15 protein-coding genes are annotated in these 21,985 nt (G+C 70.1%); 11 read left to right on the forward strand and 4 right to left on the reverse strand.

Going from position 1 to position 21,985, the window contains the following annotated elements:
* Nucleotide 1: 1 nt before the first annotated feature.
* Nucleotides 2–2,116, reverse strand: a complete 2,115-nt coding sequence (locus ACFCZF_RS21990; protein ID WP_376673083.1) for a prolyl oligopeptidase family serine peptidase — start codon at nt 2,114–2,116, stop codon at nt 2–4.
* A gap of 198 nt (nt 2,117–2,314) precedes the next feature.
* On the opposite strand from ACFCZF_RS21990, the gene ACFCZF_RS21995 reads away from it, so the two are divergent.
* The 5 genes from ACFCZF_RS21995 to ACFCZF_RS22015 all read left to right on the forward strand — a co-directional run bounded on the left by ACFCZF_RS21995 (nt 2,315) and on the right by ACFCZF_RS22015 (nt 13,269).
* Nucleotides 2,315–2,509: a hypothetical protein gene (locus ACFCZF_RS21995; RefSeq protein WP_121749054.1), complete on the forward strand. Its 195-nt coding sequence runs from the start codon at nt 2,315–2,317 to the stop codon at nt 2,507–2,509.
* Between the two features lie 157 nt (nt 2,510–2,666).
* The gene (locus ACFCZF_RS22000; RefSeq protein WP_376673084.1) at nt 2,667–6,248 is read left to right on the forward strand and encodes a DEAD/DEAH box helicase family protein; all 3,582 of its coding nucleotides are present in this window, start codon (nt 2,667–2,669) and stop codon (nt 6,246–6,248) included.
* Nucleotides 6,245–7,693, forward strand: a complete 1,449-nt coding sequence (locus tag ACFCZF_RS22005) for a restriction endonuclease subunit S (protein ID WP_376673085.1) — start codon at nt 6,245–6,247, stop codon at nt 7,691–7,693. Before ACFCZF_RS22000 ends, ACFCZF_RS22005 begins: the two co-directional genes overlap by 4 nt.
* Nucleotides 7,690–9,288 carry an N-6 DNA methylase gene (locus ACFCZF_RS22010; RefSeq protein WP_376673086.1) on the forward strand — a complete coding sequence of 533 codons (1,599 nt, stop codon included), beginning with the start codon at nt 7,690–7,692 and terminating at the stop codon, nt 9,286–9,288. The genes ACFCZF_RS22005 and ACFCZF_RS22010 overlap by 4 nt, the downstream gene beginning before the upstream one ends.
* Nucleotides 9,289–9,729: 441 nt before the next feature.
* A complete protein-coding gene (locus ACFCZF_RS22015; RefSeq protein WP_376673087.1) occupies nt 9,730–13,269 on the forward strand; it encodes a WD40 repeat domain-containing protein in 3,540 nt (1,179 codons plus the stop codon).
* Here the strand turns inward: ACFCZF_RS22015 and ACFCZF_RS22020 are convergent, their stop codons facing one another.
* The 3 genes from ACFCZF_RS22020 to ACFCZF_RS22030 all read right to left on the reverse strand — a co-directional run bounded on the left by ACFCZF_RS22020 (nt 13,270) and on the right by ACFCZF_RS22030 (nt 14,752).
* Nucleotides 13,270–13,569: an NIPSNAP family protein gene (locus tag ACFCZF_RS22020; protein WP_376673088.1), complete on the reverse strand. Its 300-nt coding sequence runs from the start codon at nt 13,567–13,569 to the stop codon at nt 13,270–13,272.
* 92 nt (nt 13,570–13,661) lie between these two features.
* Complete coding sequence (locus ACFCZF_RS22025) at nt 13,662–13,871, reverse strand: DUF397 domain-containing protein (protein WP_376673089.1); 210 nt, start codon at nt 13,869–13,871, stop codon at nt 13,662–13,664.
* The gene (locus ACFCZF_RS22030; protein ID WP_376673090.1) at nt 13,868–14,752 is read right to left on the reverse strand and encodes a helix-turn-helix domain-containing protein; all 885 of its coding nucleotides are present in this window, start codon (nt 14,750–14,752) and stop codon (nt 13,868–13,870) included. Before ACFCZF_RS22030 ends, ACFCZF_RS22025 begins: the two co-directional genes overlap by 4 nt.
* A 153-nt stretch (nt 14,753–14,905) precedes the next feature.
* On the opposite strand from ACFCZF_RS22030, the gene ACFCZF_RS22035 reads away from it, so the two are divergent.
* From ACFCZF_RS22035 to ACFCZF_RS22060, 6 genes are all read left to right on the forward strand, one after another.
* Complete coding sequence (locus ACFCZF_RS22035; RefSeq protein ID WP_376673091.1) at nt 14,906–15,388, forward strand: ATP-binding protein; 483 nt, start codon at nt 14,906–14,908, stop codon at nt 15,386–15,388.
* Between the two features lie 227 nt (nt 15,389–15,615).
* The gene (locus tag ACFCZF_RS22040; RefSeq protein WP_376673092.1) at nt 15,616–16,557 is read left to right on the forward strand and encodes a helix-turn-helix domain-containing protein; all 942 of its coding nucleotides are present in this window, start codon (nt 15,616–15,618) and stop codon (nt 16,555–16,557) included.
* 243 nt (nt 16,558–16,800) lie between these two features.
* Complete coding sequence (locus tag ACFCZF_RS22045) at nt 16,801–17,463, forward strand: hypothetical protein (RefSeq protein WP_376673093.1); 663 nt, start codon at nt 16,801–16,803, stop codon at nt 17,461–17,463.
* A gap of 236 nt (nt 17,464–17,699) precedes the next feature.
* Nucleotides 17,700–18,578, forward strand: a complete 879-nt coding sequence (mshB, locus tag ACFCZF_RS22050; protein ID WP_376673094.1) for an N-acetyl-1-D-myo-inositol-2-amino-2-deoxy-alpha-D-glucopyranoside deacetylase — start codon at nt 17,700–17,702, stop codon at nt 18,576–18,578.
* A complete protein-coding gene (locus tag ACFCZF_RS22055) occupies nt 18,575–18,997 on the forward strand; it encodes a DUF6113 family protein (protein ID WP_376673095.1) in 423 nt (140 codons plus the stop codon). The genes mshB and ACFCZF_RS22055 overlap by 4 nt, the downstream gene beginning before the upstream one ends.
* A gap of 156 nt (nt 18,998–19,153) precedes the next feature.
* Nucleotides 19,154–21,847, forward strand: a complete 2,694-nt coding sequence (locus tag ACFCZF_RS22060) for a hypothetical protein (protein WP_376673096.1) — start codon at nt 19,154–19,156, stop codon at nt 21,845–21,847.
* The last annotated feature ends 138 nt before the right edge of the window (nt 21,848–21,985 follow it).

Here is a 21,985-nt window from a genome sequence, read left to right on the forward strand (position 1 = left end):
GCTATGCCAGTGACCGCTTGAGGAAGTCGACCTGGAGCAGCAGCAGGTTCTCGGCGACCGACTCCTGCGGGGTCATGTGCGTGACGCCGGACAGGGGGAGCACCTCGTGCGGGCGTCCGGCGGCCAGCAGGGCCGAGGACAGACGCAGCGAGTGGGCGACCACCACGTTGTCGTCCACCAGCCCGTGGATGATCATCATGGGCCGGTGCGGCTCGGCGGCGTCGACGAGGCCCGCGTCGTCGATCACCGAGTTGCGGCGGTAGACGTCCGGTTGCTCGTCCGGGTGGCCGATGTAGCGCTCCTCGTAGTGGGTGTCGTACAGCCGCAGGTCGGTGACCGGGGCGCCCACGACGGCGGCGTGGAAGACGTCCGGACGGCGCAGGGCCGCCAGGGCGGCCAGATAGCCCCCGAAGGACCAGCCGCGGATGGCGACGCGGTTCAGGTCGAGCGGGAAGTCGGCGGCGAGGCCCTGGAGCGCGTCCACCTGGTCCTGGAGCACGACCGCGGCCACGTCGTCCTTGATGGCCTTCTCCCAGGCCGGGGACCGCCCCGGAGTGCCCCGCCCGTCGGCGACGACGACCGCGAACCCCTGGTCGGCGAACCACTGCGAGGTGAGGTGGGCGTTGTGCGCGGCCACCACGCGCTGACCGTGCGGGCCACCGTACGGGTCCAGGAGCACGGGGAGGGGGGTGTCACCGTGGTAGTCCCTTGGCATAAGCACGGCGCACGGGACACGGCGTGCGCCCCCTTCGGTGAGCGTCACGCGCGGGGACAAACCGGGGTCTTCGGCGTAAGAGGCGACGGTCGCCATCGGCTTCCCGTCCCGCAGAACCTGTACCCGGGCCCCCGGTCGGTCGAGCGTCGCGGAGACGAGAACGGTCACGCCCCCGGCGCGCACCGCCGAGTGCACGCCGGGCTCCTGCGAGACGCGCTCCACGCCGAGTTCGTTCACCCGGTACACGTGCACTTCGCCCGTCTCCGGCTCGGCCGCCTCCTCGCCCGCCGACGCGGAAACCAGCACGTCGTCGCCGGAGACGTCCAGCACCGCCCGCAGATGCAACTGGGCACCGGTGAGAGGCCGTTCACCGACCGCCAGCACGCGCGCGCCGCCCTCGTCGGCGATCCGCACGAGCTGCCCGGAGGGGCTCCAGCAGGGCACGCCGGGGAAGAGTTCCAGCCAAATTGGATCTTCGTCGGCGTGCACCATCCGGGTCGCCCCGGAGTCGGTGTCCACGGCCAGGAACAACTGGCTGCGCTGGTCGCGCGCCTGTACGAGGAGGAGTGGCGCACCCGCCGCTGACCAGTGCACTCGCGCCAGATACGGATACCGCGCCCGGTCCCAGAGGACCTCCGTGCGCCCCCCGTCCAACCCGAGCACGAACAGCCGTACGTCCGCGTTGGCGGTGCCCGCCGCCGGGTACGGCACGTGGTGTGGATCACGCTCGGGATGGGCCGGGTCGGAGATCCACCACCGGCTGACCGGCGTGTCGTCCACGCGTGCCACCAGCAGCCGGTCCGACTCGGGCCCCCACCAGAAGCCCCGGCTGCGCCCCATCTCCTCGGCGGCGATGAACTCGGCGAGCCCGTGGGTGACGCCCTCCGCGTCCGCCTCGGCCAGCGCCCTGTCCCCGTCCCCCTCGGCGCCCACGACCCGCAGGGCGCCCTGGGCGACGTAGGCGATGTGCCGGCCGTCGGGGGAGGGGCGCGGGTCGATCACCGGCCCGGGGGTGGGCAGTTCACGCGCCGTCCCGGCCCGCAGCTCGGCCGCGAAGAGCCGCCCTGACAAGGCGAAAGAGGCCAGCTCGACGGCCGCGTCGGTGGCGTAGCCGACGATGCCGGCGCCGCCCTCGCGGCTGCGCTCACGCCGCGCCCGCTCCTCGGGCGACAGATGCTCCTCGGCGCCGCCCAGGAGGGCGCGCGGGTCGGCGGCGACGCGTTCGCCGCCCTCCTCGGTATCGAGGATCCACAGGGAATTGGCCCGGTCCGTGCCGGTACCGGAGCGCAGGAACGCGACCCGGGACCCGTCGGGTGCCACGGTGAACGAACGCGGCGCGCCGAGCGTGAACCGCTGGGTGCGGGCGTGCCGTTTGGGGAAGGAGTCGGACTCGGTCGTCATGCCTTGACCATATTGGCCATGCGCCCCCTTGTGCGGCCGTGCGCCGAGAGATGCGCGCGCACGGATAGTTATGATCACTAGCGCATAGTGGGTACCAACCAGGTGCCCGCCGCGTGGATTTATCTGCCCCAAGGTGGGACCGCGTCCGACCGCGTCCGACCCTCCCCATGTCCCTGGGCTTATTGGAGGTGAGCCGCCGTGGCACTCTCGATTTCGGCGGTTGTGCTGCTGGCGATCATCGTCTTCCTGCTGGTCAAGAAGTCAGGGTTGAAGGCGGGGCACGCGGTCGTGTGCATGCTCCTCGGCTTCTACCTGGCCTCGTCGACCGTCGCGCCCACGATCAGTGAGCTGACGACGAACCTCGCGGGGATGATCGGGAGCATCAACTTCTGACGCCGACGCGTGACGGGTGCGGGTGCTGAACGCCCCGGCCGTGCCACAGCGACCCCCTCGGCTGTCCTGTTCGACCGCCTTCCGTTCGCGGGCTTCGTAAGCTTGGCGTGCCTGAGCAAGGACGAGGGTCGAGGGGTGGCGCGTGGAAGACGACGGTGTGGACAGACGACTTCGGGAGCTGGCAAAGGCGTCCCCGAACTTCGGGCGGCTCTATGGGCACCAGCCGCTCCTCGCCATCTACGGCTCCCAGGCCGAACTCACGGTCTTCACCAACCCCAACGCCGCCTACGTCAGCGCGGGCCAGTTCGGTGAGGTGCTCGCCGAGGAGTTCGTCACGCGGACGGGTACGCGCGTCGAGGGAACGAGCCAGATCGACCGCATCAACGCCCTCACTCGCGCCGGTGTCCTCGTCGGCTGGAGCCGCGACGCCTTCCACAAGCTGCGCCGGGGCCGCAACGAGGCGGCGCACAACCACCTCTTCGACAAGACCATGGCGCTGGAGGCGCTGAAGCTCTGCTGGCAGCTCGGCGACCTGTTCGACCGGGCCATGGGCGGAATCCGCGCCGTAACTGCCTTCGTGCCGCCCACCCTCCCCGCCGAGACCCCGGACACCGATCCGCAGGAGATCGCCGAGCTGCGCGAGGCGCTGGAGGGCCACCGGCGCACGCTCGCCGAGTCCCGTGTGAAGCTGACGGAGGCCGACGACCGCCTTGAGGCGGAGCGCCGTGCCCGCGCCGAGGCCGAGCGGGTCATCGACAATGCCGAGCAGGCCAAAGCGGCTGCCGCCGCGCAGGTCGAGGAGTTGCGGGCGCAGGTCATCGAGCTGCGGGCAGCGCACCAGCAGCGGTACGACCGCGAACGCCTCAAGCCCCGCCCGGTCGCCGCCACCGCCCGCGACGCCATCGTGGAGCGCGCCCAGCGCCCCGCCCCGCTCAACGAGGTGCAGGCACGCGAGAAGATCGACGCGATGCTCACCCGGGCGGGCTGGCTGATCCAGGACAAGGCGGACGCCAACCCGATGGCGGGCACGGGCGTCGCGATCCGGGAGTTCACCCTCGCCACCGGCCGCGCCGACTACGTCCTCTATGTCGCCGGGAAGATCGTCGGAGTCGTCGAGGCCAAGCGCGAGGGCACACCGCTGGCCGGTGCCCTCGCCCAGAACGAGCGGTATGCGGCGGGCGTGCTCAAGGAACACGCCATGGCGGTGTGGCGTCGCGACGAGCCGTTCGCCTTCCGCTACGCCGCCACCGGCACCGAGACCTACTTCCTCAACCGGATCGACCCGGACGCCCGCTCCCGCGAGGTCTTCGCCTTCCACCGCCCCGAGACCCTCGCCACCTGGATGCGGTACGCCGACGAGCACCGCGACGCGCCCACCTTCCGCGCGGCCCTGCGCACCGCCATGCCCCTGCTGGAAACTCACGGCCTACGCATGGCCCAGGTCGAGGCGATCACGGGCCTGGAGTCCTCCCTGGCCGCCGACCAGCCGCGTGCCCTGATCCAGATGGCGACGGGCGCGGGCAAGACCTTCACGGCCGTCACAGAGACCTACCGCCTGCTCCGCCACGCGGGCGCCCGACGGGTCCTCTTCCTCGTCGACCGCAACAACCTCGGCCGCCAGGCTCGCGCGGAGTTCGACAAGTACCGCACCCCCGACGAGAACCGGAAGCTCACCGACCTCTACAACGTCGACATGCTGGGCCGCAGCGGGCTCCAGGAGACCTCCTCGGTGGTCATCTCGACGATCCAGCGAATGTACGCCCTCCTCAAGGGAGACCCGCTGGACGATGGGGAGGCGAGCCAGGACCGCGAGGACGATGCCGCCTCGCCCCTCGACGACTCCTACGTGACCGAGGAGCCGATCACCGTCGAGTACAACCCCGACGTCCCCGTCGAGTCCTTCGACGTGATCGTCGTCGACGAGTGCCACCGCTCGATCTACGGCCTGTGGCGCGGCGTCCTGGACTACTTCGACGCCCACCTCGTCGGCCTCACCGCCACCCCCACCCGCCAGACCAGGGGCTTCTTCGACTACAACGAGGTCTCCCGCTACACCTTCGAACAGGCCGTCGCCGACGGAGTCAACGTCGACTTCGACATCGCGCGCATCGTGACAGACCTGCGGGACGGAAACGTCGTCGCGAAGATCGAGGCCGGTACGACCGTCCGCATCCGCGACCGCCAGACCCGCGCCCAGCGGTACGAGGAGCTCGACGAGGACTTCACCTACACCGCCCCGCAGATCGGCCGCACGGTCATCACGGAGGACGAGGTCCGTGCGGTCCTGACGATCTACCGCGACAACTGGAAGCGGTGGTTCCCCGGCCGTGCCGACCTCCCCAAGACCCTGATCTTCGCCGGCCCGTACGACGACCACGCCGACGAAGTGCTCAAACAGGTCAAGCAGATCTTTGGGCGGGGCGACGAATTCGCCAAGAAGATCACATACCGGTCACGGGACAACGGCGACGACCCGGAGAAGCTCATCAACGACCTGCGCAACTCACCCCGCCTGCGGGTCGCCGTCACCGTCGACATGATCGCCACCGGTACGGACGTGAAGCCGCTGGAGTGCGTGATCTTCCTGCGGTCGGTGAAGAGCCCGGTGATGTTCGAGCAGATGAAGGGGCGAGGCGCCCGTTCCATCGACGCGGACGAACTCAAGGCGGTGACCCCGGAGGCGGCACCCGACCTCAAGAAGGACCGTTTCGTCCTCGTCGACGCGGTCGGCGTCACCGACTCCCCGCTGGTCGACGCCCGCCCACTGATCCCGGCCGGGGCCCAGCGGGGCATCCCGCTGGCCAGGCTCCTCGACAAGGCTGGCACCCGGTCCCTCACCGTCGACGAGGCGGAGACCCTGGCCCGGCGCCTGGCCCGCATCGACCGCCAGCTCGGCAAGGAGGAGCGTGACCTTCTCGTCGAGGCGTCCGGGGGAGCGAGCCTCGCCGACCTCTCCCGGCGCATCACGGACGCGGTGGACGTCGACACTCAGGACCGCGCCCGGCACGAGGGCGGCCCCGAGCTGGCGCAGCAGCTCGTCCACGACGCGATCGCTCCGCTCACCACCCGGCCCGGACTGCGCAAGCTGATCCTGGAGATCCGTCACCAGCAGGACATGACGTACGACGAGACCACCGAGGTGACGGTCACCGAGGTGCGCGAGATCCCGATGGCGGAGCGGGCGACCAAGGAACTCGCCGAGTGGAACTCCCTGCTGGAGCGGGAGCAGCGGGACGAGAACGCGGCGATCCGGGTCGCGCTGGGCAGCGGCGTCCGGGTCGCGCCGAGCGAGGCGCGGGCCGCGCTCAGGGAACTCACCGGCCGGATCCGGGCGACGAATCGTTCCTGGACGACGGGGGTCCTGTGGGACCTCTACGAACAGGTCGGCAGGGCTTCGGCACGCCCTGGCAAGGAGGCGGGCCTGGGCGATCTGGTGCGCCTCATCCGGTTCGAGCTGGGCGCGGACGACGAGCTGAGGCCGTACCGTACGGTGGTTGAGAAGCGCTTCGAGGGCTGGCTGCTGCGGCAGCGACAGGCGGGCGTGGAGTTCACCGAGGACCAGCTGTGGTGGCTGGAGCGGATAAAGAACGCCATCGCCGTCGACATCGGCATGGAGCCCGCCGACTTCGCGGTCGCCCCGTTCTCGGAGCGCGGCGGCGGCAGGGGCTTCATGCGGGCGTTCGGGGACAAGAACCGGGCGTTGGAATTGCTGGATGAGCTGAATCAGGAACTGGCTTGAGCGGGAACGGCGGCGACGTGAGCGGTGAGCGGCAGCTTCCGGCGGGGTGGTCGTGGGTTAGGCTGAATCAAGTCTGCGACGTCAGCGGTGGAATCCAGAAGCAGGCCAAACGGCGTCCAGTGCAGAACAAGTTCCCGTTTCTACGCGTGGCCAATGTCGGTCGCGGTTCACTGGATCTTGCTGACGTACACGAGATCGAGCTGTTCGATGGGGAGCTGGACAAGTTTCGGCTGCGAGTTGGAGATCTACTCGTAGTCGAAGGGAACGGGAGCCCTGACCAGATCGGCCGTGCTGCCACGTGGCGTGGTTCCATCGAGGATGCTGTCCACCAGAATCACCTGATCAAGGTTCGGCCGACGTCAGCGATTAATCCCGGGTTTCTTGAGCTGTTGTGGAACTCGCCTAGCATTTCAGGTCAGCTACTCAAAGTGGCTCAATCGACCAGTGGTCTTTACACGCTGAGCACCTCGAAGCTGAACCGAGTGGAGTTCGCGCTGCCGCCACTCGCGGAGCAGCACCGGATCGTCGAGGCGCTGGAAGAGCAGTTGTCGCGCATTGATTCGGGCACCGCCACGTTGCGCCAGGCCCGTCGCCGCCTTGAAGGGCTGCGGAAGAGAGTCCTGGTCTCAACGGTGCCTGATGAGGTGCCGGAATCCTGGCGGATGACGACCGTGGAAGGTGCGGGGACCCTTGAGCTCGGGCGCGCGCGACACCCTGACTGGCATCACGGCCCCGACGTGCGCCCGTACTTGCGGGTTGCCAACGTCTTCGAAGACCGGATCGACACCACGGATGTCATGGAGATGGACTTCTCCGGGATCTGGGAGAGGTACCGGCTAGAGCCCGGGGATGTTCTGCTCAACGAGGGGCAGAGCCCTCACCTCGTAGGACGTCCGGCTCTCTACCGCGGAATCCCTGAGAATGTTGCGTTCACCAACAGCCTGCTGCGTTTCAAAGCCAATGCTGACGTTCTCCCGGAATGGGCTCTGCTTGTTTTCCGGCGGCATCTGCACGCGAAGCGGTTCATGCGGGAGGTGCGCATTACGACGAACATCGCGCACCTCTCCGCCAAGCGCTTGAAGAAGGTCGAGTTCCCAGTACCGCCGTTGGACGTGCAGAAACGGCTTGTCCAGCGTTGCGACGAACTGTTGAGCGGCATCGCGGCCATGGACCAGCAGGTCGAAACCGGCTTGAGGCGCGGTAATGCCTTGAGGGCGGCCCTACTAGGGCGAGCTTTCACCGGGGGACTGGTACCGCAGGATCCTGCTGAGGAGCCCGCTGCCATGCTTCTGGACCGCATCGCGGCTGAGAGGGCAGCGACCCCCAAGCCCAAGCGCACACGCAAGGCCGCAACCAAGGTTCCCGCCCCGCGAGCCGTCGACGCGGCCGCCCCCGAACCGACACCCGCCCCCGCCCTCGCCGTACAGCAGGAGTTCGAGCTGTGACCGCCGCCCCCGAAGACGCCCAGCAGCCCGCCCCGGAGCCGGTCAAGACGGCCAAGGCGGTCGCGCAGACCAACACGCTCGTTGCCAAGCTCTGGAACTACTGCAACGTCCTCCGGGACAACGGCATGTCCACCATCGAGTACGTCGAGCAGCTCTCCTACCTGCTCTTCCTCAAGATGGTCGACGAAATCGAGAACGACCCGTGGGAAGGGCGCGACATGACCGCCGTCGTCCCCGCCGACTACAACTGGCAGTCCCTCGTCACCAAGCGCGGCCCCGAGCTGGAGAAGCACTACCGCGCCGTGCTCGAGAACCTCGGCAGCCGCCCCGAGACGACCATCGGCACGATCTTCGACGAGGCTCAGAACCGGATCACCAAGCCCGCCCTCCTCGAAAGGCTCGTCGTCGAGCTGATCGGTCGCGAGGACTGGACCGTCACCGGCACGGACCTCAAGGGCGACGCCTACGAGGGCCTGCTCGCCAAGGGCGCCTCGGACACCAAGACCGGCGCCGGCCAGTACTTCACGCCCCGGCCCCTCATCGACGCCATGGTCGACGTCATGCAGCCCGGCCCCGACGACACGATCACCGACCCGGCCTGCGGCACCGGCGGCTTCCTCATCGCGGCCCACACCTACATCCGTGACCACCACATGCAGACCATGTCGCTCGACGACCGCAAGGCGTATGGCGAGGGCCGCAAGATCTGGGGCAACGAACTCGTCACCGGCACCGCCCGCCTGGCCGCGATGAACATGCTCCTCCACGGCATCGGGACCAGCGACGGCCCGAGCCTGATCACCGTCGGCGACGCCCTTGCCGACAAGCCCAGCGGCAAGCACGCCACCCTCGTCCTCGCGAACCCGCCCTTCGGCCGCAAGTCCGCGATCACCGTGATCGGACAGGACGGCGAGGCCGAGAAGCCGGACACCGAGTACGACCGTGACGACTTCACCGCCACGACCACCAACAAGCAGCTCAACTTCCTGCAACACATCATGTCTTTGACGGCTGTTGGTGGACGCGCCGCAGTCGTGCTGCCCGACAACGTCCTCTTCGAGGGCGGCGCGGGTGAGAAGGTCCGCCGGAAGCTGCTGGACGAGTTCGACCTGCACACCATCCTGCGGCTCCCCACTGGAATCTTCTACGCGGGCGGCGTCAAGGCGAACGTCCTGTTCTTCGAGAAGAAGCCCCCGCGTGCCGATGGCAAGCCCCACACCAGCGAGACGTGGGTCTACGACTTCCGTACCGGCCAGCACTTCACGCTCAAGCAGCGTCCGCTCACCCGTGCGCACCTGGACGACTTCGTAGCGGCCTACCGCGTGGGCGAGCCCCGCTCCTCCCGTGTCGAGTCCGAGGACGAGAACGGCCCGTTCAAAAAGTTCAGCTACGACGACCTGATCGCCCGGGACAAGGTCAACCTCGACATCACGTGGATGACCGACCCCGCCCTCGACGACGCCGACAGTGGCCTGCCGCTTGAGGTGATCGCCGAGGAGATCGTCCGCGACCTCCAGTCCGCCCTGAACGAATTCACGGCCATCGCCCGCTCCCTGGGCGGCGACGTGGACGTGCCCGAGGCCGAGATTGAGTAGGAGACGGACAGGCGGTCTCGCACAAAGGGTGAGCACTTCGACCCTTTTTGTCATCCGGGCGCTCTCCTGAGCGCCCGGATGACAGAAGGTGCCACTTGCTCACCCCTTTGGGAGGGTGCGTCAGCCCTTGGCCGCGCACGAAGCCGGCCCACGTCGCGTACATGGACGGGGGCAGGTTCGGCGGCGATCCTGACGCGGGAGTCAGTCTCTACGCCGCTGCCGCAGCTGCTCGTGACCCAACGGCACGGTCGCGCCCTGTGGCCGGAACCCGTTTTGCCCCGTTGATCGCGTACTCGGTGCACCGGATGATGATGTGGGCTTTCCCGCAGGTAGCAGGAACCAAGTGGGTGCGATGGCCGGTCCGTTGCGGCCGATGGATCGGAGGCAGGGCGTGTCGGCGGGCAGTGACGCGGTTGCGAGTGGTGCCGGATGAGACACCGGATGCAGGTGCTCCTCCAGGTCATCCTGGCGTTGGTTGCCTGTCTGCTTGGCATCACCACCAACTACGCCACCAGCACCGACGAGGTGCCGTGGGCGCTTCAGGTCATCCAGCGGTTCTCGGTCCCGGCGATCGGGCTGCTCGTGGTGGCCATGGTGGTTGGGCAGGTCGTGGTGTACCGGCTGGAGAACCCCGCTCCGCAGCAAGCCGACTGGCCGCGTGACCGAGTTCCGTATCCGGGTCTGGACGCCTACGACGAGGACGAGGCAGCCGTCTACTTCGGCCGGGAGGCGCAGGCTGTTGAGCTGACGCGCAGGCTACATACCTCCGAGACGCGGCCCGCCGACCGGTTGTTGCTCTTGGCCGGAGCGTCCGGCAGCGGGAAATCCTCGCTTGTGCGGGCCGGTGTCCTGCCCCGACTGCGAGAGCGGCGGTGGACCGTTATCCCGCCCTTCTCGCCGGGCCCGAATCCTCTCGGCGCGCTTGCCGCGTCCCTTGCGACCGCAGCCGGAGAGCGGGAGGCAGCCGGTTCCGTACTGCGGCGCCTCCGCCAAGGGCCTGATGCACTGCGGGCCGAGCTGGCCCGGCTCCGCGGGGGAAGGTTCCGGCGGACCCTTCTCGTTGTCGACCAGTTCGAGGAACTCGTTACTCTCGGAGGCGAGCGGGAACGAGCCTACTTTCTCGATTGCCTGAGTTGCTGCCTGGAGCAGGACCCGTCGGTCCGAGTACTGGCCACGCTTCGCGTCGACCTCCTCGGAAGACTTCTCGGCACCGGGCACGCCGAACTCTTCCAACACCCCATCGCGATCGGCACCCTGGGCCGGGCACAACTCACCGAGGTCGTCGAGGCGCCCGGCGCCCTGGTGGACCTCTCCTTCGCACCCGGCGTGGTCGACACGATCGTCGCTGAGACGGGCACCGACGACGCTCTTCCCCTGCTTGCCTACCTCCTCCAGGAGCTGTACTTCGTGGCAGGCCCCGGCGGCACGGTCACCGAGGAGCTGTACGAGCGGCTCGGTGGCGTGCCCGGCGCGCTGGCGCGGCAGGCCGACAACACTGTGGCCGGTCTCGGCACGGGGGACACCATCGACTTCGTCCTTCGCGTGCTGCTGAAGTTCGTCACTGTGGAGGGACAGGAGGTGGTCCGCCGCCACGTGCCTCTGTCGGACCTCAGCGACCGGGAACGGCGGGTGGTGGATGCGTTTGTCGACGCGCGGCTACTGCGGTCCGATGCACGCGGGGACGTGGCCACCGGTCAGGAACCATACGCGCAAGTGACGCACGAGGCCCTGTTCCGCCAGTGGGCGCCGCTTCGGCAGGAGGTCGAGGCGCGGTCCGAGCGGCTGCGCGAGCGTGCCGAGCTGGAGCGGTGGGCGGAGGACTGGGACCAGTCCGGGCGCAGCACCGATTACCTCCTCACCGGTGAACGGCTCACCGTGGCCCAGCGCTGGCTCGAAGCCCTGGAGGAAGCCGGGCAGGCTTCAGCACCCGCGCGAGCGCTTGTCGAGGCTTCCCGGCGCCGGGACACCGCCTTCCTGAGGCGTGTCTCCGACAGCATCGGCCGTCAGGTTCTCAGCAGTGCGGAGTCCGAGCCCGAGCGCGCGCTGCTGCTGTCACTGGCCGCGCTCGGCGAGTGCACGCCCACACCCTCTGCGAGGCGAGGGCTTCTGGCAGCGCTGGCCGCCAGCCATCCGCGTACGAGGCTCGACGGGCACACGGACACCGTCCGTGACATCGCATGGTCGCCGGACGGGCGGCGGTTGGCTACGGCATCCCGGGACGGTACGGCCCGGATCTACGAAGCCGGGTCGGGTCGGCCCATGTTCGTTCTGCCCTCTGACGGTGTGATGGTCGAGTCCGTCACCTGGTCGCCCGATGCGGCCCAGGTGGCCACCGTCGGCCGTGAGCTTGTTGTACGGATCTGGGACGCTTTCTCCGGTGAGCCGGTACGGTCGCTGACCGGGTCCGGGGACATCGTCAGGCAGGTGGCCTGGTCGCCCGACGGGGCACACGTCGCAGCCACCTCCAGGGACCGAGCGGTACGTATCTGGGAGGCCCGCACCGGTCGACTCGTGCACGAACTGCGCGGGCACGACGACGATGTCTGGGGAGTTGCCTGGTCGCCTGACAGCAGCCTTCTCGGCACTGCCTCACACGACCAGACCGTGATCGTGTGGGACCGCGTGACGGGGGCAGCCACCGTGTCCCTGACCGGGCACACGGACTTCGTCGAGGGCATCGCCTGGTCCCCGGACGGACGCCGTATCGCGACCGGCTCCGGTGACCACACCGCCCGCATCTGGGACGTGGAGACGGGCGAGCTGCGACTGCTGCTGCGCGGGCACACCGACTACGTGTGGAACCTGGCCTGGTCACCGGACGGCCGGAAGCTCGCCTCCGCCTCCTCTGACCGGACCGTGCGTGTCGTCGCTGCCGAGGACGCGAAGGTCCTGGCGGTGCTGCGCGGCCACACCGACACGGTGTGGGGAGTGACCTGGTCGTCCGATGGATCCCAGCTCGCCACCGCCTCGACCGATGGCACCGGAATGGTGTGGGACCTGCGTCCGCGCGGGGCCGAGACCACACTGGTCGACGGGCATGGTGGCCCGGTGAACGAGGCCGCGTGGTTCGGGGACGACAGCCGCGTGATCACCGCCTCGGACGACGGTACGGTTCGGGTCTGGGACGCTGGAACGGGATCTACCGCCGGGCCCGTAGTTCGCCTGGACGACCGAGTGTGGAGTGTGGCTTGCCCACCGCACGGGGACCGGCTCGCGCTCAGTACCAACGACGGGCTCTTCCGGGTCGTGGACGGTGCGGGCCACACACTCTTTGAACGGCGCGGGGAGGTTGTCGAAGGGTGCGCCTGGTCCCCGGACAGCCGACGGATCGCAACAGGTGGGCATGACGGCGCCGTCCGTGTCCTGTCAGCGCTGGACGGTACCGAACGGATGAAGTTCGAGGAACACCAGGACTGGGTGGGCCGCGTGGCCTGGTCACCGAGCGGGCGGCTGCTCGCCAGCTGTTCCGACGACCGAACCTGCCGACTCTGGGACACTCACGACAGTCGGCAACTCACAGTCCTGCGCGGACACGACAATTACGTGGAGGACGTGACCTGGTCCCCGGACGAGACGCGCGTCGCCACGGCCTCGGGGGACTGGACCGCCGCCGTGTGGGATGTGGCCACAGGTCGGCGCCTCGACGTCCTGAAGGGGCACGAGGGGCGCGTCCGCGCTGTCGCCTGGTCACCTGACGGCAGGTGTGTCGCCACTGGATCCGACGACCGCACCGTACGGGTGTGGTCCGCGGACACTTTCGAGGAGGTGGCAGTCGTCGGCGTTCACCAGGACAAGGTGACCTCGGTGGCTTGGTCCCACGACAGCACCCGGCTGCTGACCGGTTCCGCCGACGGGACGGCAAGGGTGTGGCCGGCGGAACCGGACTACGACCGGCTGGAAGCCGTCGCGCGGACGCGGGTCTTCCGCACGCTCACGAGGGAGGAACGGCGGCACCACATGCTGCCGCTCGACCCTTCGTGATCAGTAGACCTGTTCGATCGTGCAGTCGTCGGTGTGGACGAGATAGTCGTCAGGGTTCAGGTTCATCGCCTTACGCTCGGCCGAAGACCAGTACAGCGCGTTGCGATCCTGGAAGGTCTCGGGACCGTCGTAGGAGATGAGCCACACGAACTGGTTGCGCTCGCGCACCAGCCACGCCCCACCGATCTCGAAACCCAACTTCAACCGCAGCGGCACGATTTCCTGTCGCCAGCGCTCCGCCCACGCATCGAGCATGCCGTCACGGACGGTGTAGGTACGCAACTGCGTGGTCCTGGGCACGGAGGACCCCCTCCTAGCGTTCGGCCGTTGCGCTCACGTGAGCGCCCGGAAGACAGTGCTGCGCCATTCGCTCACCCTTTCGGGAAGCTGTGTCAGCCCTCGGCCGCGTACGGCACGAAGCCGGCCCACGCGGCTGGGGTGAAGGCGAGCTGAGGGCCGTTGAGGCTCTTGGAGTCGCGCACGTGGACGGTAGCGGTTTCGGTGGCGATCTCGACGCAGGAGTCGCCCTCGCTGCCGCTGCTGTAGCTGCTCTTGAACCAGGCCAGGTCGGACGCGCCTCCGTACGAGGTCTTGCGAGTCATGTCTCCCCCAGCAGTTGTTCGACAAAGGCAGTCGACTCACGTGGTGTGAGCGCCTGCGCTCGGATGATGCCATACCGGAGTTCCAGGATACGGAGGTGCCGCGGGTCGGAAACCGGTCGGCCGTTGGCCACTGCTGGTGAGCGTCCGACTGCCGAACCGTCCTCGAACTTGAGCACCTCGATGCCGCCGTCCACTCCCGCGTGCTCGTAGAGTTCCAGCGGCATCACTTGAAGCTCGACGTTGCACAACTGCGCAGTTTCGAGCAGGTGTTCAAGCTGGCTGCGAAGAGCGTCCCTGCCGCCCAGCGGACGCCGAAGGGTCCACTCCTCCAGGACGAAGCTGAGGTCGGGTACCGGATCTCGCTCGAAGATCGCTTTGCGGGCGATGCGCGCCGTGATGAAGCGCTCCACTTCCTCCGCAGAGTAGGTCGGGCGCCGCATGGTCAGGAGTGCACGTGCGTACTCCGAGGTCTGCAACAGGCCGTGGACGTGCAGGGGATCATAGAGCTGAAGCTCAACCGCCCGAGCCTCCAACTGCGCGAGATCCCGAACCTTCTTCGGATACCGGACCTTCTTCACGTCCTCGCGCATCGCCGAGATGAGCCCACCGGCGTCCAACACCTCGTCCGCCTTGTCCAGGTACTCGGGCCTGGGGATCCGCTTCCCCGTCTCGATCTTGTACACGAGATCCGCGCCGTACCCGGCGGCCATCGCGAAGTCGTTGACCCGCAGGCCGGCTGCCTCCCGGCGAAGCCGCAACTGCCGTCCCACCGTGGCCAACACGGCCAGCGCCCAGTCGTCGTTGGGGTCCACCTCCCAGCTCGACTCGTCCGTCCGGTCCGTCGCGGCCCTGGTCCGCACCGCCTCTTCGCTCACCGACATGTGTGCCCTCCGTTGTGGCGCGACGTGCTGTTCCGGTCTGTTCGCAGGAGCCGCTTCGACAGCTTGGACAGGGTCCTTCGGACCTTGGACCGTAGCTCTACGTAACGAAGCAATGACCCGATTTAGTATGTCCGGTCGGCCACGCTCAGTGATGTGAATCAGCGAACTCAGAGACTCGCCGAGGCCGGGACACGACCCGAACCCGACGGTGCCGTCCGAAACTTCAGCGTGCTGCTGTCGTCCACCCCGCGCGGCGCGCGCCTGGCCCGCCTGCTCGCGGTGGATGCGCTCAGGAGCTGGGGGCTGCCGCACGAGAGGGCGAGCCATGTCGTCGCGGAACTGGCCGCCAATGCGGCCATTCACGGACGTCTCCCGGGCCGTAGCTTCCGGCTCACGCTCTACATGATCGGCACGACACTCCGCATCGAGGTCACGGACACACGCGGTGAACGGATGCCCGTGGTGCAAGTACCCGGCGCGGGGGCGGAGTCGGGCCGTGGCCTGCTGCTCGTCGAGGCTCTGGCGGATCGTTGGGGCGTGGCCGAGGAACGGTTCCCGCGCAAGACCGTCTGGGCGGAACTGGGTCTGTCAGCGCCGGAGCCCGAGTCCTCGCGCTCCGGTGTCGTCGGCGACTGAAAGACAAAGAACTTCCGGGAAAGCACCCCCGCCAAACCGCACCCTCCCGCCCGTGGCCGCACTCACTCGGGCGGGTGAACATCGCCGTTCCGGCTGGATTTTCGGACCGTCGAGGGCCGACGCTCAGCCCAACGCACCACCACGAAGACGACAGACATGAGACGGCCCCCGCCGGGACGGGAATCCCAAAGCGAGGGCCTCACCACCGAGGAAGAGGCAACTTCCTGATGGGTACCAAGAACCCTAGCGTGCCCCTGCGCGCTCCCGCCCGACCTGCGGGCAACAAGCATCCCCACACGCACGCGAACCGGCGTCCCGGCACGGGCCACCGCACCGGTGGCGGGATCGTCCACGACAACACCCGCCACGCCACCCGCTTCACGGTGATCGGCAACCACCTCGCCCAGCATCGGGAGCTCTCGCTCCTCGCCATCGGGCTCGGCACGCACCTCCAGTCGCTGCCCAAGGGTGCCCCCGCCGACATCAAGACCCTCACCGCCCGGTTCCCGGAGGGAGCCACCCGGATCGCCGCCGCTCTGCGTGAACTGGAGACGCACGGCTACCTGCGCCGCGAACGCCACCGCACGTCCTCCGGCCGCATCGTCACCCGCACGGTCTCCTGCAATCAGCCGGCGCCCGTTCCGGGGCACCCCGGGGAGGCCGCCGAGCCCCAGCCGCAGCCTCGGGCGGTCGGGCAGCCCCGCGACGAGGACAGGGCGGTGTCCGAAGCGCCCGTCAGGCGCCCGCGCAAGGCGCTGCCCGCTGTCCCGCGCCCGGCGTACTGCGGACCCGGGATCCTCCAGGCCGCCACCGACCTCCTCGCGAGCCTGCGCCGCCAAGACCCGAGCCTGCTCCTCTCCGCCCGCGACACTGCCCATCTGGCCCCCGGCGTCGCCGCGTGGCTGGAACGAGACGTCACCCCCGATGCCGTACGCCGCGTCCTGACCGCCGATCTGCCACCCGAGGGCGTACGACGACCCGCCGCCCTCCTGGCCCACCGGCTCGTCACCCAGCTTCCGCCACCGGCCCCCTACCGGGCTCCGGTCGCCGCCCCTTCGTCGCCGGTACGCCACCCGATGCAGAACTGCGACGGCTGTGACCGAGGCTTCCGCGCCCCCGCCCCCGGCCGCTGCCGCGACTGTCGAACTGATCACCCGGGGACCGCCTAGTCTGAACGGGACGCTCCTTGTCCCGGGCGGTCGAGGGGCGAGCCCCACGGCTACCGGACGGGACAAACGCAGGCCAGGGTGACCACGCGGAAAGCGACGATGTGCCAGGGGCGTGATCCGGAAACGGAGCGAACTGTTTCGGACACCTTCGCCTGGGCGGCAGGTCCTGGCTTGACCCACCCCCCTACGGCTCCGCGATCGTGCATGCATAGATCGTTGCGATAAGTGATCACGGGGTTGCACATGGCTGTTTCCGCACCGCAGACGCGCCAGTTCGAGGCGTTCATGACAAACCTGTCGTACGCCCGGCGCATGGTGAAGGCGGGCCGGATGCTCACGCCCTTCCGGTCACCCACGATCGACATCGACGATTTCTATCGGGCGGCCTGGGTCCAGGCCGTCGCCGCCATTGACCACTGGTTGCACGAGGAAGTGCTGCGCCGGGTGGCGGAGCTGACCGCCAAGGACAGCCCTGAGATGCCGCCCCAGCTGAGGAGGTACGAACTTCCGCTGCACCGGGTCGAGGCGGTACGGCGGGGCGAGGTCACGCTCTCCGAGGCCGTGGTGGAGCATCTGCGCGAGAAACTCGCCGTGCAGGCACTCCAGCACCCCGGCAAGATCTCCGAGGTGCTCAGGCTCGTGACGGAGAAGAAGGTCTGGTACGAGGCGGCCGGCTGTCTCAACCAGCACTTCTTCCAGGGGCGCACCACCTTCAACGAGAAGAAGCTGCGCAGCCGCTACCTGGAGATCACCCAGCGCCGCAACAGGATCGCGCACGACGCCGACCTCGTCGACGGGGACCTGAAGCAGCGTCGTCCCATCGACGAGGCGGAAGTTACGGACGCCATCGACTGGATTGAGCGCATTGCCTTGGCGATCGCTCATGTGCTCGACGAGAAAGGGTGACGCCCGGTGCTCCCGAGGGTGCGCCGCCGGGCATCGGACAGCCGCTGGGCGGGGGCCCTCGGGGCCGCAACCGTCGCCGGGGGCGTACGTTGTCGGACTTGACGGTCAGCTGGGAGAGGTCTACCCGGCCCTGCGCAGCTTGTGCGTGAGCTGCGCCCCCCGTGTCCCGGTGGGCCGGTCCACGGACGGTCTCCCGCGTTACGTGGACGATCCTGCGCCCTCATAGGGTGGAGCCCATGACGGAACTCCCCGGTCGGCGTCTGCTGCTGGTGCACGCGCACCCGGACGACGAGTCGATCAACAACGGCGTCACCATGGCCAGGTATGCCGCCGAAGGCGCCCACGTGACGCTGGTGACCTGCACACTCGGTGAGCGGGGCGAGGTCATCCCGTCCGAGCTCGGGCACCTGACCGGAGCCGCCCTGGGCGGGCACCGCAGGGGCGAGCTGGCGGCCGCGATGCGCGCGCTCGGCGTCGACGACTTCCGGCTGCTCGGCGGGCCGGGACGGTTCGCCGACTCCGGGATGATGGGTCTGCCCGACAACGACGACCCCGGCTGCCTGTGGCAGGCGGACGTCGACCGGGCCGCCGAACTCCTCGTCGAGGTGATCCGCGAGGTGCGCCCCCAGGTGCTCGTCACCTACGACCCCGACGGCGGCTACGGCCACCCCGACCACATCCAGGCCCACCGCATCGCCATGCGGGCGGTGGAGCTGGCCGCCGAGGCGGGGTGCCCGGTCGCCAAGGTCTACTGGAACCGCGTCCCGCGCACCGTCGCCGAGGACGCCTTCGCCCGCCTCCGCGAGGACCTGCCCGGCCTGCCCTTCGCGAAGGCGGCGGGCGTCGAGGACGTACCGGGCGTCGTCGACGACGAGCGGATCACCACCGAGATCCGCGGCGAGGGCAGCGTGAACGCCGCCAAGGCCGCGGCCATGCGTGCGCACGTCACGCAGATCACCGTCGCCGAGCCGTACTTCGTCCTCTCCAACGAGCTGGCCCAGCCCCTCTTCACCACCGAGTACTACGAGCTGGTGCGCGGTGAGCGGTCCGGTGACGGGGACGGACGCGAGAGCGACCTCTTCGCCGGGATCGCCGGGATCGAGGTGGCGTCATGAGCGGGCGTACCCAGCCGACGACCTCCGCCCTGGCCCAGCCGCTGCGCGCGCCCTCGCTCGGGCGGGCCGCCCTCTACCTGGGGCTCTTCGTGCTCGGCGCCCTGGTCGGGGTGGCGGGCGCGCTGGTGCAGCCGGGGTGGTTTCCGGGCGGGCTGCTGCTCGCGCTGGCCGCCGAGGCGGGACTCTGTGTCGGAGCGGGGCGGGCCGTGGGCCGCCGGGGCGGGGCCGTCGCGCCCGCCGCGGGCTGGGCGCTCGCCGTGGTCCTGCTCACGACCAGCCGTCCCGAGGGCGACTTCCTCTTCGCGGCCGGCAGCGGCTCGTACCTCTTCCTGCTCGGCGGGATCGCCGCCGCTGTGATGTGCGCCACCCTCGCACCGGTGCGGCAACCGGACGGCGACGCCGTCCGACTTGGCAAGTGACGTACTACTTCGCCGCGGCCCGGGCGTGCGAGTCCGGTGTGGGTTTCCCCAGCGGTCACGGGATACGCGCGAGAAGTGGCCAGTATGGTGGTGCGCGCCGCCGAGCCGCCCGCTTTCTGGTGTGCCGGGCGGCGGAGCCAACCGGGAGAACCTGCCTTGAGTCGTGAAACTGACAGTTCGTCCTCCGGGCCCCACGGGCGCGGCGGAGCCGCATACCCGTCGGGCACCCCGCCCTACGGGACACCCACGGCTTCCGACGCCGGTGCGGACGCGGGCCGTTCGGCCTCGCGGCCGGAGGAGCGCAAGACCGAGACGACGCTGACGACCCGAATCCGGATCAACATCCCCGGGTCGCGGCCCATCCCGCCGGTCGTCGTGCGCAAGCCCGTCGCGGACGCCGAGGGCACCGCCGGTGCCCCGGAGACGACGGCCGAGCGGCCCGCGCCCACGTCGGCGCCGAGCGCCGCGGAGGCCTCGGGCGCCGTCGAGGCCCCCGCCGAGCCGGGGCAGTCCGCCCGGCCGACCGAGGACAAGCCGACCAGCGACTGGTTCGCGCCGCGCAAGTCCGGCCCGGGCAAGGGCGCTCAGGGTGGCGGCTCCACCAACGGTGCCGGTCTGCCCGGCGGTTCCGGTGGTTCCGGTGGTTCCGGCGCGGCGGCCGGTACGCCGGGCGCGCCCTCCGCGGGCCCCGCGGGTGCGGGGCCGGGTGCCGGTGCGCGACCGGGCGGCGGGAGTGGCCGTCCCGGTGGCGTCGTCGGCTCCATGAACGTGCCGGGCGGCTCCCGGCCCGGCTCCACGGGCGGCGCCGGTCTCTCCGGCGCGACGGGCGGACCCGTGGCGCCCGGCCACGGTGGCGGCACCGGCTCCTTCGACGTGACCGAGGCACTGGCGGCCGGACCGCTGGGCAACGGCAACGGCAACGGCGCCCGCCCGGGCTCCGACGGCGGCGGCGCCGAACCGCGCCGCGACGACCTGCCGTACTTCCCGGAGAACGGGCAGGGCAACCAGGCCCCCGGCCCCCGGAGCGGGCAGAGCGGCCCGAACGGGCAGTCCCCGTACGGCGGCACCCAGGGCCCGGCGGGCGCGACGAGCGGCCCGGTCACCGGGGAGAGCCGGCTGACGCCGCCCCCGGTCGGCGATATCGGCGATCTGGGCCGGCCCAGGACACCCGGCGGCCCCGGCGCGCCCAACGGCCAGCGCGGACCCGCACCGAACGGCCTGCACGGCCCGGGTGGTCCCGGCGGTCCCGGTGGTCCGGGCGACCTCGGTGCTCCGGGCGGTCCGGGCGGCCTCGGTGGTCCGGGCGGTCCCGGTGTTCCCGGCGGCCTCGGTGCTCCCGGCGGTCCGGGCGGCCCCGGTGGTCCCGGTGTTCCCGGCGGCCTCGGTGCTCCCGGCGGTCCGGGCAGCCTCGGCGGCCCGGGCGGCCCCGGTGGCCCGGGCGGCCCGGCTGGTCCCGCTGGTCCCGCTGGTCCCGGTGGTCCCGGTGTTCCCGGCGGCCTCGGTGCTCCCGGCGGTCCGGGCAGCCTCGGTGGCCCGGGCGGCCCCGGTGGCCCGGGCGGCCCCGGTGGCCCGGGCGGCCCGGCTGGTCCCGCTGGTCCCGCTGGTCCGGGCAGCCCGCAGGGCCCCGGCGCCGACGCCGCCCGCCTCGGCCCCGGCGGCGGGCTCAGCGACGACACCGCGATCCTCACCCCGCAGAAGCCGGCCCCCGAGCCGGGCACTCCCGGCTACGGCAACCCGGACAACGTCTCCGGGAACACCGTCACCAGCGGCATCCCCGTCGTGCCGACCGACCGGAACGCGCCGCCGTTCCAGGGCGCGCCCGGCGACGGACCGCTGCCGCACACGCCCCCGAAGCTGCCCGAGCCGGTCTCCGCGCCCCCGGCGAGCTCCGCCAAGCCGGCCAAGAAGAAGGGCCGCAAGAAGCTCCCGCTGCTCGTCGGCGGCCTGGTCTTCGTCGCCGGTGTCGCCTACGGTGCCGGCCTGCTCATGAACCGCTCCGACGTGCCGAAGGGCACCACCGTCCTCGGTGTCGACATCGGCGGCGGCACGCGCGACGACGCCGTCGAGAAGCTGGACGACGTCCTCTCCGCGCGCGCGAGCAAGCCGCTCAAGCTCACGGTGGGCGGCGAGACGGTCGCCCTGAAGCCGGACCAGGCGGGGCTCCAGCTCGACACGCAGGCCACGGCCAGCGCGGCGGCGAAGAGCGACTACAACCCGATGTCCGTGTTCGGCTCCCTCCTCGGCCAGCAGCGTGTCGTCGACCCGGTCATGCCGGTCGACGAGGAGAAGCTGCACGCCGCCCTGGAGGACGCCGCCGGCGGGGCCGGATCGGTGACCGAGGGCACCGTCAAGTTCGAGTCCGGCAAGGCCGTCCCCGTGTACGGCAAGGCCGGCAAGGGCATCGACGTCGCCAAGTCGACCGAGGCCGTGCAGGAGGCGTACCGCGCCCAGGTGGAGACGGGCACCGCCACCCCCGTGAACGTGCCGACGACCACCCAGCAGCCCACGGTCTCCAAGGCCGAGGTCGACCGGATCATGAAGGAGTTCGCCGAGCCGGCGATGTCGGCGACGGTGACCGTGCAGACCGACGCCGCGCACTCCATCAAGATGAGCCCGGAGAAGTCGCTGTGGAAGTTCCTCCGGGTCACGGCCGTCAACGGCAAACTCGTCGACAAGCCGGACCTCAACGCCCTCAAGGAGCTCTACGGCGGGACCTTCGACGGCGTGCTCATCACCCGCGCCAACGGTGAGAAGACGCCCGTCACCCCCGAGGACGTCTACGGCGCCGTGCGCCAGGCCCTGAAGAGCAAGACCGACCGCGTGGCGGTCATCGAGACCAGCCCCAGCTGACGACGCCACTCCACGAGGGGGCGCCCGGCACTCGCCGGGCGCCCCCCCCGGGCCCGTGTTTGGGTTCCCCCTTCTGCCCCCACCCCCCCCCCCCACCCTCCCCTCCCCACGGTCCCCAAACAATGTCTCCCCCCCCCC

It is taken from the genome of Streptomyces sp. NPDC056296 (genome assembly GCF_042268605.1).
Lineage (GTDB): Bacteria > Actinomycetota > Actinomycetes > Streptomycetales > Streptomycetaceae > Streptomyces.

Coding starts and splice junctions, on each gene's coding strand:
- ACFCZF_RS21990 (WP_376673083.1), bottom strand. CDS start 2,116: ATGACGACCGAGTCCGACTCCTTCCCCAAACGGCACGCCCGCACCCAG.
- ACFCZF_RS22015 (WP_376673087.1), top strand. CDS start 9,730: ATGCAGGTGCTCCTCCAGGTCATCCTGGCGTTGGTTGCCTGTCTGCTT.
- ACFCZF_RS22025 (WP_376673089.1), bottom strand. CDS start 13,871: ATGACTCGCAAGACCTCGTACGGAGGCGCGTCCGACCTGGCCTGGTTC.
- ACFCZF_RS22030 (WP_376673090.1), bottom strand. CDS start 14,752: ATGTCGGTGAGCGAAGAGGCGGTGCGGACCAGGGCCGCGACGGACCGG.
- ACFCZF_RS22040 (WP_376673092.1), top strand. CDS start 15,616: ATGGGTACCAAGAACCCTAGCGTGCCCCTGCGCGCTCCCGCCCGACCT.
- ACFCZF_RS22045 (WP_376673093.1), top strand. CDS start 16,801: ATGGCTGTTTCCGCACCGCAGACGCGCCAGTTCGAGGCGTTCATGACA.
- mshB (WP_376673094.1), top strand. CDS start 17,700: ATGACGGAACTCCCCGGTCGGCGTCTGCTGCTGGTGCACGCGCACCCG.
- ACFCZF_RS22055 (WP_376673095.1), top strand. CDS start 18,575: ATGAGCGGGCGTACCCAGCCGACGACCTCCGCCCTGGCCCAGCCGCTG.